At 58.5% G+C, this 12,797-nt stretch carries 11 protein-coding genes; 7 read left to right on the forward strand and 4 right to left on the reverse strand.

The window, feature by feature from the left end; genetic code table 11:
* Nucleotides 1-118: 118 nt before the first annotated feature.
* The gene (locus tag AC1D0I_RS14065; protein WP_457152904.1) at nucleotides 119-1,345 is read right to left on the reverse strand and encodes an oxalate decarboxylase family bicupin; all 1,227 of its coding nucleotides are present in this window, start codon (nucleotides 1,343-1,345) and stop codon (nucleotides 119-121) included.
* 521 nt (nucleotides 1,346-1,866) lie between these two features.
* Between AC1D0I_RS14065 and AC1D0I_RS14070 the strand changes: the two genes are divergently transcribed.
* The 4 genes from AC1D0I_RS14070 to rpoH all read left to right on the forward strand — a co-directional run bounded on the left by AC1D0I_RS14070 (nucleotide 1,867) and on the right by rpoH (nucleotide 5,445).
* The gene (locus tag AC1D0I_RS14070) at nucleotides 1,867-3,261 is read left to right on the forward strand and encodes a sensor histidine kinase (RefSeq protein ID WP_477395764.1); all 1,395 of its coding nucleotides are present in this window, start codon (nucleotides 1,867-1,869) and stop codon (nucleotides 3,259-3,261) included.
* A complete protein-coding gene (locus tag AC1D0I_RS14075; RefSeq protein WP_477228352.1) occupies nucleotides 3,258-3,926 on the forward strand; it encodes a response regulator transcription factor in 669 nt (222 codons plus the stop codon). Before AC1D0I_RS14070 ends, AC1D0I_RS14075 begins: the two co-directional genes overlap by 4 nt.
* Nucleotides 3,927-4,043: 117 nt before the next feature.
* Entirely contained in the window at nucleotides 4,044-4,418 is a 375-nt protein-coding gene (locus tag AC1D0I_RS14080) for a response regulator transcription factor (protein WP_457155772.1), read from the forward strand.
* 136 nt (nucleotides 4,419-4,554) lie between these two features.
* The gene (gene rpoH, locus AC1D0I_RS14085; RefSeq protein WP_477395766.1) at nucleotides 4,555-5,445 is read left to right on the forward strand and encodes an RNA polymerase sigma factor RpoH; all 891 of its coding nucleotides are present in this window, start codon (nucleotides 4,555-4,557) and stop codon (nucleotides 5,443-5,445) included.
* A gap of 352 nt (nucleotides 5,446-5,797) precedes the next feature.
* Here rpoH and AC1D0I_RS14090 read toward each other — a convergent pair whose 3' ends face one another.
* On the reverse strand, nucleotides 5,798-6,007 hold the full coding sequence (locus AC1D0I_RS14090; protein ID WP_477395768.1) for a hypothetical protein: 210 nt from the start codon (nucleotides 6,005-6,007) through the stop codon (nucleotides 5,798-5,800).
* A 259-nt stretch (nucleotides 6,008-6,266) separates the two neighbouring features.
* Between AC1D0I_RS14090 and AC1D0I_RS14095 the strand changes: the two genes are divergently transcribed.
* Entirely contained in the window at nucleotides 6,267-6,566 is a 300-nt protein-coding gene (locus AC1D0I_RS14095; RefSeq protein ID WP_477395770.1) for a hypothetical protein, read from the forward strand.
* A 117-nt stretch (nucleotides 6,567-6,683) separates the two neighbouring features.
* On the opposite strand, the gene AC1D0I_RS14100 is transcribed toward AC1D0I_RS14095, so the two are convergent.
* Together AC1D0I_RS14100 and AC1D0I_RS14105 are read right to left on the reverse strand one after the other, a co-directional pair.
* Nucleotides 6,684-6,821 (reverse strand): hypothetical protein, encoded by a 138-nt coding sequence (locus AC1D0I_RS14100; protein WP_477395772.1) that lies wholly within the window; start codon nucleotides 6,819-6,821, stop codon nucleotides 6,684-6,686.
* A 327-nt stretch (nucleotides 6,822-7,148) separates the two neighbouring features.
* A complete protein-coding gene (locus AC1D0I_RS14105) occupies nucleotides 7,149-7,844 on the reverse strand; it encodes a hypothetical protein (RefSeq protein ID WP_477395773.1) in 696 nt (231 codons plus the stop codon).
* A gap of 63 nt (nucleotides 7,845-7,907) precedes the next feature.
* On the opposite strand from AC1D0I_RS14105, the gene AC1D0I_RS14110 reads away from it, so the two are divergent.
* Together AC1D0I_RS14110 and AC1D0I_RS14115 are read left to right on the forward strand one after the other, a co-directional pair.
* Nucleotides 7,908-9,080, forward strand: coding sequence for an efflux RND transporter periplasmic adaptor subunit (locus AC1D0I_RS14110; protein WP_477395775.1), 1,173 nt, complete (start codon nucleotides 7,908-7,910; stop codon nucleotides 9,078-9,080).
* Entirely contained in the window at nucleotides 9,077-12,217 is a 3,141-nt protein-coding gene (locus AC1D0I_RS14115) for an efflux RND transporter permease subunit (RefSeq protein ID WP_477395777.1), read from the forward strand. Before AC1D0I_RS14110 ends, AC1D0I_RS14115 begins: the two co-directional genes overlap by 4 nt.
* Nucleotides 12,218-12,797: the final 580 nt, after the last annotated feature.

Below are 12,797 nucleotides of genomic sequence, written 5' to 3' on the forward strand. Positions count from 1 at the left end.
GCTGGGCGGCTACCTCGCCATCAACTTGCAGGGACAAAAGCATACGCTCGCTCTCGAACCGGGGTGCGCAGCGGTTTTGGGACGATGCGTCGATTGGATCCGTTCAACGCGACGCGCTTTAGGTCGGCACGATGGGAGACTTCCCCTTACGCAAGGCCTGCAGAAACTGCGGGTCGGCGCGCAAACTGACGCGGACCAATTCCGGCGGTGTGAGGGCGAGCCACTGATTTAGTGACACATCGGCGAAGTAGGTGCTCTTGAATACCTCCAAATATCGCAGCGTCGTATTGCCTGTGTTCTCGATGTAGTGCCCCATGGCGAAGGGTACGTAGCCGACGTCGTTGGCCTGGAAATCGAATGTTCGGGCCTCGCCCGACGCCGCGAACACGCCCATGCGGGCCTGGCCCTGGATGTAGTACTGCCATTCGTTTGTATTCGGATGCCAATGCAGCTCGCGCATCCCGCCCGGTTCGACCTCGACAAGGGCCGCGGCGATTGCTTTGGAAACAGGAAACACGGCGCTGTCGGTAATTCGCACCGTTCCGTGTTTCATCCTCATCGGAGCCTGTGCCGTCATGCGGTGGCTGAAGCTCTGCGGGACCTCGACCGCGCCCGCGATCTTGTCTGCGCTGAGCGGCCCCGGAACCGGCGCGGGAAACATGTAAAGCTCGCTGGGATCGGGGACGTTCGCAAGACTCGATGCCGGAACGCCGAAATTCTTGGCGAGCACTTCGGGAGGAGTGTGCTTCAGAAAGTCGCTCAGCAGGAAGGTGTTATCCTCGTCGAAGTCGCCGTCATCGAACACCAGCAAGAATTCCGTCCCGTCTGGATCAAGGCCCTGGATCGAATGTGGAATGCCCGGCGGGAAATACCAAAGGTCACCCGCGCCGACGTCGTCGACGAAATTGTGGCCATTGGCATCGACTGCCGTGATGCGTGCTTTCCCGTAGAGGACATAGGCCCACTCGGCGGCCTTGTGCCAATGCAACTCGCGCACGCCGCCGGCATTCAGGCGCATGTTCACGCCGGCAATGTCCTTGGAGACGCCGAGCTCGCGTGCGGTCACCTGCCGGGTCCAGCCGCCGCCAGACAGTCGGATATGGGCATCGTCGAACGAGAAACGCAGGTTCGGCAGGCTGCCCGCATCCGTGCTCGGTGGGATCATCAGGTCCGGATTCTGGGCTATTCGGGAAGGATTCATCGGACCGGGGTTAGTGCCGCCGCGGCCGTTGGCTAGCGGGTCACCGTTTTGCGCCTGGGCCAGTGTCGCCGTCGTGAGCAAGCCGCCAGCAGCTGTCGCAGCCAACATGGTTCGACGGGATATCTTATCGGTGGCTATGCTCATTTTGCTTCATTCCTTGCTGCGGTGGGCTTCTCGACTGCGCGAATTGGTTCGGCCTCGGACCGCATGAGTGTCCGCTTGGCACGCACGGCACACGATATTGATCGGGCGCTGACGAGGTCTTTCCTGTTGACGCATGGTATAGCTGAATCGCACGATGATCGTGGCCGTGGCTCACCCGAGCCTGTGTCGTCATACCCATCGTGTCGCCGCCAGAGCTTGGGCGTTGCGTTTTGCCTGCATGCTTTCCGCCGGATCGGATGCTGTAGGCTCGCTCTCAAGCCTGTGCCGCTGATGGGTCGCTCCATCCCCAGCATTGGTTCGCGGCGCGGTTGCCGTGACAAAGGTGCAATCAGGCACCGACGACCGCAATTTCGAACAAGCAGAAAGGATTTCGTCGCTTAAGTTAGAGCTGGACACTGTGCGACACGGAGGTCGATCAGCGCGCAAGCGTCGACCAGAAGCTGGGCAGAGACCTTATGCGGCATAGACTATTTCCGCGAACACCGAGCAATTCGCGGCTGGTGGCGCCTCTTGCCAACCTTCTTGCCGCCGGAATATTCGCTGTCGATACTCTTGATCCATTTGCGGGATCCGTCTCGGTCCTCTATGTGGTCGTCGTTCTGCTCGCGTCCACCGCCTTTCGCAGGCGTGGCATCGTCTTGTGTTCGCTCGCCTGTGTTGGGCTCACCGTGCTGAGCTTCTGGCTTGTCCACGGACACGAAGCCAGTGGTGGCGCCCTCAGCCGCTGTGTCATGAGCATCGCGACTATTGTCATTACCGCCCTTCTGGTGCTCAAAAACCAGTCGACCTCGACCGATCTATCCGAAAAGGCCCAACTGCTCGATTTGACGCATGACGCGATTTTCGTACGCAGCATGGGCGGTCTGATCTCCTATTGGAATCGTGGTGCAGAAGCCATTTACGGCTGGTCGGCCGAACACACGGCGGGAAAGTCCACCCATCAACTCCTGCAGACGGTCTTTCCAGCCAGGCTCGACGAGATCAATCGGGAACTGCTCAGCTCCAACCGCTGGGAAGGTGAGCTCTTGCACACGAAGCGCGACGGATCCGTCGTTGTCGTTTCCAGCCGGTGGTCGCTGAAGACGGATGCCGACGGCAGACCGTTGGCGGTTCTCGAAACGAATACGGACATATCAGAGCGCAGGCGAGCCGAAACCGAGGTCCTGAAGGCCCAGGCGGAACTCGCCCATGTGACACGCCTCACCACATTGGGTGAATTGACGGCCTCGATCGCGCACGAGGTGAATCAGCCGCTTGCCGGCATCGTTATGAACGGCGAGGCGTGCCTGCGATGGATGGATCGAGACAAGCCCGATCTGGATGAGGTCCGCAGTGCGGTCAAGCGGAGCATCGCCGACGCCCAACGCGCCAGCGATATCGTCCATCGAATCCGGGCGTTGTCCAAGAAGGGCGACATCCAGATGGCCCTTGTCGACGTGAACGAGATCGTCAACGAATCGCTCACGTTGGTGCAGCGTGAGTTCGCTGCAAATCGCATCACCCTGAAACTGGATCTAGCCAATCGGGCGCTGCCCGCACTTGGCGACCGTATCCAGCTTCAACAGCTCCTGATCAATCTTTTGATCAACGCGATTCAGGCAATGGCCTCTGGTAACAGCGACGTGCGCGAAATACTCGTTACGACTTCGATCGATGAATCGAACCAGGCAAATGTGAGGGTCCAGGATACGGGACCAGGCATCGATCCCGATAGTGCGCGTCAGTTGTTCAAGGCCTTCTTCACCACTAAGGCGGAGGGATTGGGCATGGGACTGTCGATCTGCCGGTCGATCGTTGAGTCACATGGAGGCCGTGTGTGGATCGAGCCCAATCCAGGCGGCGGCGCGATATTCCAATTTTCTCTGCCACGCGTCGAAAAGGATGCCGGCTCATGATCCAACGCCCCGCCTCTTCCTCTCAACCACAAGTCGGCAACGGCGCCATGCCTCCGACTGTTCTGGTCGTGGACGACGATCCGTCGTTGCGTGAAGCCTTAAGCAGCCTCTTCCGATCTGTTGGAACGCGTGTCGAGCTTTTCGGTTCTGCTCCCGAACTGCTGAACAGTCGGCTTCCCGACGGTCCAAGCTGCCTTGTGCTCGATATCCGGCTGCCGGAGGTGAGCGGACTCGAATTTCAAACGCAATTGAGCAAGGCAGGCATTCACTTGCCGATCATTTTCATGACCGGCCACGGCGACATTCCCATGTCCGTGCGAGCCATGAAGGCCGGAGCGGTCGATTTCCTCACCAAGCCCTTCCGAGATCAGGATATTCTGGATGCAGTCGCCGGCGCTTTGGAGCGCGACAGGCAACGGCGAGACAAAGACCGGGCGCTGTCGGAGCTGCAGAGCCTTCTGAGCACCCTGACCCCTCGGGAACGCCAGGTGATGGCATTTGTCGCGACTGGATTGATGAACAAGCAAATCGCTGGCGAGATGCAACTCAGTGAAATCACGGTGAAAATCCACCGCGGCCGCCTGATGAAGAAAATGGGCGCCAGAACTCTGGCCGACCTGGTGAAGATGGCCGGCGCCCTGGGGATAGACGCTCCCGGTAAATAAGCTTGTTACACCTCTGTATAACTTTCGCTTTCGCAAGCGCGGGTGCAATATCTCGCCGAGAAACAGTCGTTGAAGCAGCAATGTTTGGGTCATCGGCAAGCACGGAGGAATAGTGAATTGACCCGCAGCGCGATGATCTCGATCGTCGATGACGATGAGTCCGTTCGACTTGCCACTGCAAGCCTCGTCAGATCGTTGGGTTTCATCGCATTTGCATTCGAATCGGCCGAGGAGTTCCTGATGTCATCTAATCTGGAAACTACGTCGTGCCTGATCTGCGATATCCAGATGCCCGGAATGACAGGAATAGAACTGCAGGATCATTTGATCGAACATGGCTATCACATACCGACAATTTTGATCACCGCCTATCCAGAGGAGCGTGTCCGCAAACGCGCTCGGGAAACGGGCGCCATCGGCTTCTTCGGCAAGCCGTTGGACAGCCAGGCCATGATCAACTGTATCGATTCTGCGCTTCATGACGCGCGTTAGCAGCACCTGATGCACCTTCGCGCTTCAGGCGAACAACGCCGCAAGCAGCGGCAGCGCTGAACAGAGAAGCCAACATCGAACGTCTATGGGCGTCGAGAAACTATTGATCCCCTGCGAGGTAGGCAAGGAGTGCTTCATGGCGCGCGCAGCAATAACAAATTTGGCAAACGAAGACGGGCTTCGCCGTTATCTCGGCGAGATCAAACATCTCCCCATGCTGACGCTGGGGCAGGAACAAGCGCTGGCAAAACGCTGGCGCGACGACAACGATCCGGAGGCCGCTCACCAGCTGGTGTTGTCGCATCTTCGCCTCGTTGCCAAAATTGCCATGCGCTATCGCGGGTACGGGCTGCCGATGTCAGAGGTGATATCAGAGGGCAGCATCGGCCTGATCAAGGCGGTCAATCGCTTCGAACCGGAGCGCGGCTTTCGTTTGGCTACCTATGCGATCTGGTGGATCAAGGCGTCCATTCGCGAATATGTCCTGCGCTCCTGGTCACTGGTGAAGGTCGGTACGACCCCCAATCAAAAAAAGCTGTTCTTCAACTTGCGGCGACTCAAGGCTCGTCTCTCGGCACTGGACGACGGTGACCTGCGTCCAGAGCACGTGGAATTCATCGCAAGCAACCTTGGCGTGACGGAGCAAGAAGTTGTTTACATGAACAGTCGCATGGACGGGGACAGGTCGCTCAATGCGCCCCTGCGAGGCCAGGCTGAGGGCCAATGGCAGGATTTGCTGGTCGAGGGCGAGGACAGCCAGGAGTACAAGTTCGTTCAGTTCGAGGAAGCTTCCGGCCGGCACAGGGCGCTGATCGACTCGCTTGGCGTGCTCAACACACGCGAACGGCGCATCCTCGAGGCGCGTCGTCTTGCGGATGATCCGAGGAGTCTGGCAGATCTCTCCAGCGAATTCGGCGTTTCGCGCGAGCGTGTGCGCCAGATTGAGATGCGCGCCTTCGAAAAATTGCAAAACGCAGTGAAGGTTAGCTATGCGAAACGGGACGCCCCCAGGTCGCTGTCGGTGTGAAATGACACGACGGGAGAGGGGTCGGCTGCGGAGCGCAAATCGGCGCTGAGCAATGCCAATCAAGCCGGCACCAAATTCCTGTCGCCCAAAAGTGCGCAGGACACCTTGCATCCTAGGCCGCGAAGGACTGCCCGCAGAGCGCACTGACGGCTTCCCATGCAATCAAGAGAGATTGTTTGTAGTTATAAGATATACAAAAATCAAACAAGCGTATCATGCTGAAGAGCGTCTCCCGTATCTATATTAATATTGCTTTCAGTAACTAAGAAAGCTTCAACTACAGGAGCGTATTATGAAAAGATCAACATCATTCTTGGCGACGATCGTCATGGGCGCAATGCTGGCGGCTGGCTCAGCGACGGTCTCGATGGCGCACGGCGGTGGCGGCGGCCATGGCGGTGGCGGCGGCTTTGGCGGCGGCGGTCATGGTATGAGCATGGGCGGTGGCGGCCATGCCGAAGGCTTTGGCGGTGGCCATGGCGTAGGCTTTGGCAATGGCGGTCGTGTCGCAATCCTGGGCGGCGGCGGCCATGTCCGTGGTGTCCATGTCGGCGACGGTCATAGGTTCGGAAGGGACCGCGGTTTCGGCAGTGATTTCTRTGACGACGGCTACTGCGGTTACCCGTACCCATACAATGAGTATCGCACCCTTTACCCATTTTGTCCGTGAACCACCACGGCCTCTTCGAATCCGGACTCCACGGTGCGAGTGGGGACCGGATTCGAACACTGAAGGTTTTGGCTCGCACGTCTGCCGAACTACGGCCTGACTGCAAATATTTTCAAAGAGTCCATGAATTCTTAACCCGAAGGAGTCTATCGTGAGAAAATCAGCAACAATATTGGCAAAGATTACTTTGGGCGTGATGCTGGCGACCGGCTCGGCGACGGTCTCCATGGCGCGCAGCGGCGGCGGAGATGGTCCTACCGTACACTTCAGCAGCGGTGCCCTTGGCAACCGCCAGCACCACAAGGTCTTTGTTGGCGGTCGGGAATCTGGCGACCGGGAATATGATAGCCAGCTCTGGTTGAACGACGACACCGATACTGCCTACTGCTCGTTCGACGCCGTGAACCCGAGTTACTACGGATCCAATGGAATCTGGCACTCTTGCCTGTAACCCAATTCAGCCGGTCGTCCTGGAAAATCGGTATCGAATGCTTGGGCCGAGATTGGTTGTGATCGCATTGGCCGTCAGCTGGTTCCCAGCCTTGGGCGTCGAAGCCCGCCAATCCATTCAACTTAATCGATAGAATTCCGCCACCGCCACCCCGATGTCGGCGGTGGCCGCGTGAATATCCGGGCGTCGTCGCGCGAGATCGGAAGGAATGCCGGCAGGCTCGGCGCCGCTCTCGTAGACCTTTCCGGCCGCCAATCCATGGTCCGATCCCGCGCCCTGTCGCGGTTGGCACATGTGCGTATTGGGCAGCCAGCGCATCGTAGGGTTGATGAAAGGGCGAGGCCCACTCCGACAAGGAGCGCGACCTTGTCCAAATCTTACAAATGCTCGGGGTCGGCGTGCGAATAGGGAAATCCAGCCGCCTTTAGGGAAGAGCGCTTCCCCTCCATCTGGCATCATCTCGATCTGACCGGGCGAAATCCGACCCTCCCAACGACCCGAGGAAGTGCTGCTTGCACACATGAAATCCTTGGCCTCAGGCAGTCAGGGCGGTGGGATTAGTACGATGTTCTCCGCCCCTACCTAGACACATGAAACGACGGTAGTTCCAATGCGAAATGAGTTTGACGTTGCGATGCCAATCTTGCTGATTACCGTTGCGGTCGCTCTCTTGTTCAGCGGGCCGAGCTTGGCGCAAATCAGCACCACGCCCGCGACAGGACTGACATCGCCGCTTTCTGCAATTGGTTCGCCCCTCAATCCGGTCGCTATTCCCTTGGGCGCGGTCGAGCTCGATCCGGGTGGCTTGACGGGTAGCACCGTGGGCATCGGGGATAGTTCCAACAACTCCGGGTGTACCAATGTCTTGGCGCCAAGTGTTTTGGCGTCAAGTTCCGAAGTTGCGGCAGCGACTTCCGCCCTTTCCACTTTCGACGGCGGAGGCATGAACGCAACCACATCCACGAGCGGGACGTCGTTTGTGAACCCGACGGTTTCAACAGCGTCGGGCACCTGCAACTCGACGGCGTCGAGCGCTTCGTCTTTCGGCACCACAGCGACACCATCAATGACCACCGGGACATCGTCCACGAGCCTTGGGGCCGCAGTTGGGATTCCGCTTGGGTCTTCGGAACTCAGCAATTTGGGAGTGAGTTCGCCAATTGGCATTCCAACACCCGCGTTGGCCGATCCGGTAACAAATCCACAGGTAGCGATTCCTATGCTCAATGTATCAGGCACATCATGTGGCAGCACGGGGCTGACGGGCATGAGCGGCACGCCGTCGACATCCGGCTGCTGAAAGAACTGATCCCTTAAGAGCCGCTGTCGTAGGAGCCCTCAATGCGCAAGCGACCCTTCATTGTTGCTGCGCTGCTGATCATGATCGGCGGCGTTGGGCTTGCAGCCAAACACGTCTACGACCATTCCGAACCTGCGGCGGTCTCCGTTCCTGCCTCGGCGGTTCCGGTCATTGCCGGAAAGGTAGCCAGTCACGATGTGCCGATCTACCTTCGCGGCGTAGGAACGGTGATCGCCTACAACAACGTGGTCGTGCACAGCCTGATCTCAGGACCGATTACGAAGATCACATTCACGCAAGGCCAGACCGTGAAAAAAGGCGATCTGCTGGCGCAGATCGACCCAGATCCCTATCAGGCACAAATCGATCAGATAACCGCCACGCGCGATCGCGACCAGGCGCTGCTCGTCAATGCGCAGGCAGACCTGGACCGTTACACGCCACTGCTGGCGAAGGGCTTTGCCACTTCCCAACTGGTAGCCACGCAGAAGGCCGCAGTGATCCAGCTCCAGGCGACAATCAAGGCAGACGAGGCTCTGCTGCAGGCCGAGCAGATCAATCTGAGCTACACCCGTCTGACCTCGCCGATCGACGGTGTAACGGGTATCCGGCAAATCGATGAAGGCAATATCATTCACCCGACCGATACTTTTGGTCTGGTCGACGTTGCGCAGGTCCAGCCGATCTCGTTGATCTTTACGCTGCCCGAGGAAACGCTCCCGCAAATCCAGAAGCAGATGGCCAAGGGGCAGCTAACGGTCTTTGCGTACAGCCAGGACGACAAGACCAAGCTCGACGAAGGCAAACTTTTGCTTCTCGACAACCAGATTGTCCAGACGACGGGCACGATCCGCCTCCGAGCCACGTTTCCGAACGCTGGGAACCAACTCTGGCCGGGTGCACTGGTGAATGTACGTTTGCTTCTTGATACCCGCACTGGGGGGCTGACGGTAGCCGGGTCGGCAGTGCAGCAAGGTCCAAATGGCTCCTATGTCTACGTGATCGCACCTGATGGAACCGCGCGGATACGGCCTGTCACTGTTGCCCAGTTGACCGAGGGACAAGCCCTTATCGATTCGGGTCTCGAGGCGAACGAAACGGTCGTGGTCGACGGGCAATACAAGCTCGTGGAGGGCGTCCCCGTTCAAGTGCTGCGGGGCAAAGCCGCTGATGAAGCCGCCCTGCAAAGCGCAGTGCAGCAGGCAATCCCGTGAATGTCTCGGCCCCTTTTATTCGCCGGCCGATCGCGACAGGCCTGCTGATGGCGGGTCTGCTGCTGTGTGGGCTGGCTACCTACCGGCTTCTGCCAGTCGCATCATTGCCGAACGTCAACTTTCCGACGATCCAGGTGTCAGCCCAGTTGCCCGGCGCCGATCCCGAAACCATGGCGTCGTCGGTAGCCACCCCGCTTGAACAGCAGATAAGCCAACTCCCCGGCGTGACCCAGCTGTCTTCAACCAGCGCGCTAGGCAGCACACAACTCACCGTTCAGTTCGACCTCAGCCGCAGCGTCGACAGCGCCGCGGTTGACGTGCTGTCGGCGATCAATGCCGCAAGCCCAGATCTGCCGCTGGGCATCCCCTATCCGCCGACCATCCGTAAGGTCAATCCGGCGGATACTCCGATCCTGGTGCTCGCGCTGACATCCGACACCCTTCCACTGACGACGGTCGATGCCTACGCGGAAAACATCCTGCTGCCGAAGATCTCGCAAATCTCCGGCGTGGGTCTTGTTGGCATTGGCGGCCAGCAGAAGCCGGCGATCCGTGTGCAGGTCAATCCGCAAGCGGCCGCGGCCCGCGGCATTGGCCTTGAAGATGTTCGCAACGTGCTCGGCGAGGCCAATGTCGATATTGCGAAGGGCACGCTCAATAGCCCGCGTCAAACCTTCACGCTCAACACAAACGACCAACTGCTCAAACCTGACGCCTACAATGATGTTATCGTCGCCTATCGCAATGGCTCCCCTGTACGCATCCGCGACATCGGCACCGCGATAGACGGGCCGGAGAACCACTTTGTCGCCGCCTGGTACGACAAGAAGCCCGCCATCTTGCTGGCTATCCGGCGTCTGCCCGGTGCCAATGTGATCGAGACGGTTGGCCGCATTCAGGCTCTGCTGCCCCAGCTGCAGGCGTCGATCCCGCCCGGCATCAAGGTATCGGTCGTTTCAGACCGCACCCAAACCATCCGTGCCTCGGTCGCGGACGTGCGGTTCACGTTGATGCTGACCGTCGCCCTGGTGGTGATGGTGATATTCCTGTTCCTGCGCAATTTCTGGGCAACGGTCATTCCCGCAATAACCGTGCCCCTCTCGCTCGTCGGTACTTTCGCCGTGCTCTATGTGCTTGGTTACAGCCTCGACAATCTGTCGCTCATGGCCTTGTCGATCGCGGTCGGGTTCGTCGTCGACGATGCAGTCGTCGTGATCGAGAACATCGTCCGTCACATCGAAGATGGCCTCACTCCGATGGAAGCTGCGCTCAAGGGCTCGAGCGAAATCGGCTTCACCATCATTTCGATTACGCTGTCGCTCATCGCAGTGTTCATTCCACTATTTCTGATGGGAGGCTATGTCGGCGAACTCTTCCAGGAATTCGCGGTAACGGTGAGCGTTTCACTGATCCTGTCGCTGGTGGTCTCGCTCACGCTGACGCCAATGATGTGCGCGCGTCTGCTCAAGAATGAGGCCAACGTCAGGCACGGGCGGCTCTATAATATTTGCGAAAGCGGCTTCGACGCGCTGCTTGGATTGTATGAACGGGGCCTAAGGATCGTCCTGCGGCACACTTTCGTGACGCTGCTCGTCATGCTCGGAACGATTGCTGTCACCGGCTATCTCTACGTCATCATCCCGAAGGGTTTCTTCCCGCAACAAGACACCGGCTTGATTATCGGCGTCACCGAGGCCGACCAGGATATTTCGTTCCCGGCCATGTCCGAGCGTCAGCAGGCGGTAACCGACATTGTGCTTAAGGATCCGGCGGTAGCTTCGGTCGGAGCCTCGATAGGAGCGACTGGCGGGAGCACGCTCAATCGCGGGACAATGTACATTGCCTTGAAGCCAAACAACCAACGTGACGTCAGCGCCGATCAGGTGATCAGCCGGCTGTCATCCCAACTCGCCAAGATTCAAGGCATAACGCTTTACATGCAAGCGGCACAGGACATCACTGTCGGCGGTCGGGTCTCGAAGACGCAGTATCAATATACTCTGACCGATGCCGATTCCAACGAGCTCAACCATTGGGCACCGATATTCCTCGACAAGCTTAGAGCCATGCCGGGAATCGTTGACGTGGCCACCGATCAGGAGAATGCAGGACCACTGCTCGATGTGACCGTCAATCGCGAAGTCGCGTCGAGTTTCGGAATCCTCCCGTCGACGATCGACAACACGCTCGACGATGCTTTCGGCCAGCGCATCGTCTCCACAATGTTCACACAGCTCAATCAGTATCACGTTGTTCTCGAGGTCAGCCCGGAATTCCAGTACGGTCCCGAGGCGCTCAAGGATATCTATCTGAATTCTTCGACAGGGCAGCAGGTGCCATTAAGCGCCCTGGTGACCAGCATGACGAAGGCTGCGCCGATCGTGATCAATCATCAAGGCATGTTTCCGGCGGTCACGATCTCCTTCAATCTAAAACCCGGGGCGGCGCTTGGAGATGCGGTCGCAGCTATCCAGCAGTTCGAACGCGATGCCGGAAAGCCTGCTTCGCTTGCAACCAGCCTCCAGGGCAACGCGCAAGCCTTTCAATCGGCGCTGTCAGGCACACCAATCCTGATCGGAGTGGCGCTGGTGGTGATCTACATCATCCTTGGGGTGCTCTATGAGAGCCTGATCCATCCGATCACCATTCTATCGACGCTGCCTTCAGCCGCTATCGGCGCCTTGTTCTTGCTCATGGCGGTCCATATGGATTTCAGCGTCATCGCCATGATCGGCGTTATCCTGCTGATTGGCATCGTCAAGAAGAACGGCATCATGCTTGTCGACTTTGCGCTCGAGGTCGAGAGGACCGAAGGTCTCAGCCCACAGGAGGCAATCTACCGCGCTTGCACCATACGTTTCAGGCCGATCCTGATGACCACCATGGCGGCGATGCTCGGCGGCGTGCCGATGATGCTGGGCACCGGCGCCGGATCGGAAATCCGCCAGCCGCTCGGCTACACGATCGTGGGTGGCTTGGCGCTGTCGCAGATTCTCACACTCTACACGACACCGGTGGTCTACTTGTATCTTGAGCGGCTCGGCAAATTCCTGGGTGGCTTGCGAGGCGCAAAAACACCGCCTGTGGAACCCGAGCAGGGCGACCTCTTCTCCGAAACGAGGCACCCAGCCAGCTAGGCGAGAGGTTCAGGTCCCGTTGTCAGGGGGTATGAAGCAGTAGACGCTGTTCCCAGCCGCGCAAATGTGGGCCGTTTCGTTCCATGAGTACGGGTGTTCAGGCACCCTTTTGGATGGCTCGATCGGCGTCCATACTCCGTTGAGTTTGCCCCACCACTTTCCCTCCTCAAACTTGGCAACCGTTGGCCGACAGTCGCCGCCGTTGCAGCATGAGCCACCCAGCGTGTTATGCATCCCCATGTAGATGCTGTGCCACTTCTCGTGCCCCTGGCCGTAATTGCCCTCGGGAGGGCCAATGGGGACGTGGGAACTGTGGTCCTGGGCCAGTGCGGGGCTGGCCACCAGCAGGAAAACCAGTAGGCGGAAGGCCATCGCTCAACATCCTCCAATTGGTGTTACGGGTTGTCTCTCCGAAACATTCCTGGGAGCAGAAGTAGTACTGGTGAGGTATTTTCACCGCACCTACGCAGTTCAAACATTTCATTCTTTTGCTCCTTCGCGGTCGGGGAAGCATGCATAGATTTTGCCGTTGGCATGAATAATCCATTGGTATGGCTGCATAACCCAAATGGCAAAGAAG

The sequence above is a fragment of the Mesorhizobium sp. P2_D1 genome, assembly GCF_056404455.1.

Bases quoted from the DNA above. Each gene is read 5' to 3' on its own strand.
- AC1D0I_RS14065 (WP_457152904.1), bottom strand. From the start codon at position 1,345: ATGAGCATAGCCACCGATAAGATATCCCGTCGAACCATGTTGGCTGCG.
- AC1D0I_RS14075 (WP_477228352.1), top strand. From the start codon at position 3,258: ATGATCCAACGCCCCGCCTCTTCCTCTCAACCACAAGTCGGCAACGGC.
- rpoH (WP_477395766.1), top strand. From the start codon at position 4,555: ATGGCGCGCGCAGCAATAACAAATTTGGCAAACGAAGACGGGCTTCGC.
- AC1D0I_RS14090 (WP_477395768.1), bottom strand. From the start codon at position 6,007: ATGACCGTCGCCGACATGGACACCACGGACATGGCCGCCGCCGCCCAG.
- AC1D0I_RS14110 (WP_477395775.1), top strand. From the start codon at position 7,908: ATGCGCAAGCGACCCTTCATTGTTGCTGCGCTGCTGATCATGATCGGC.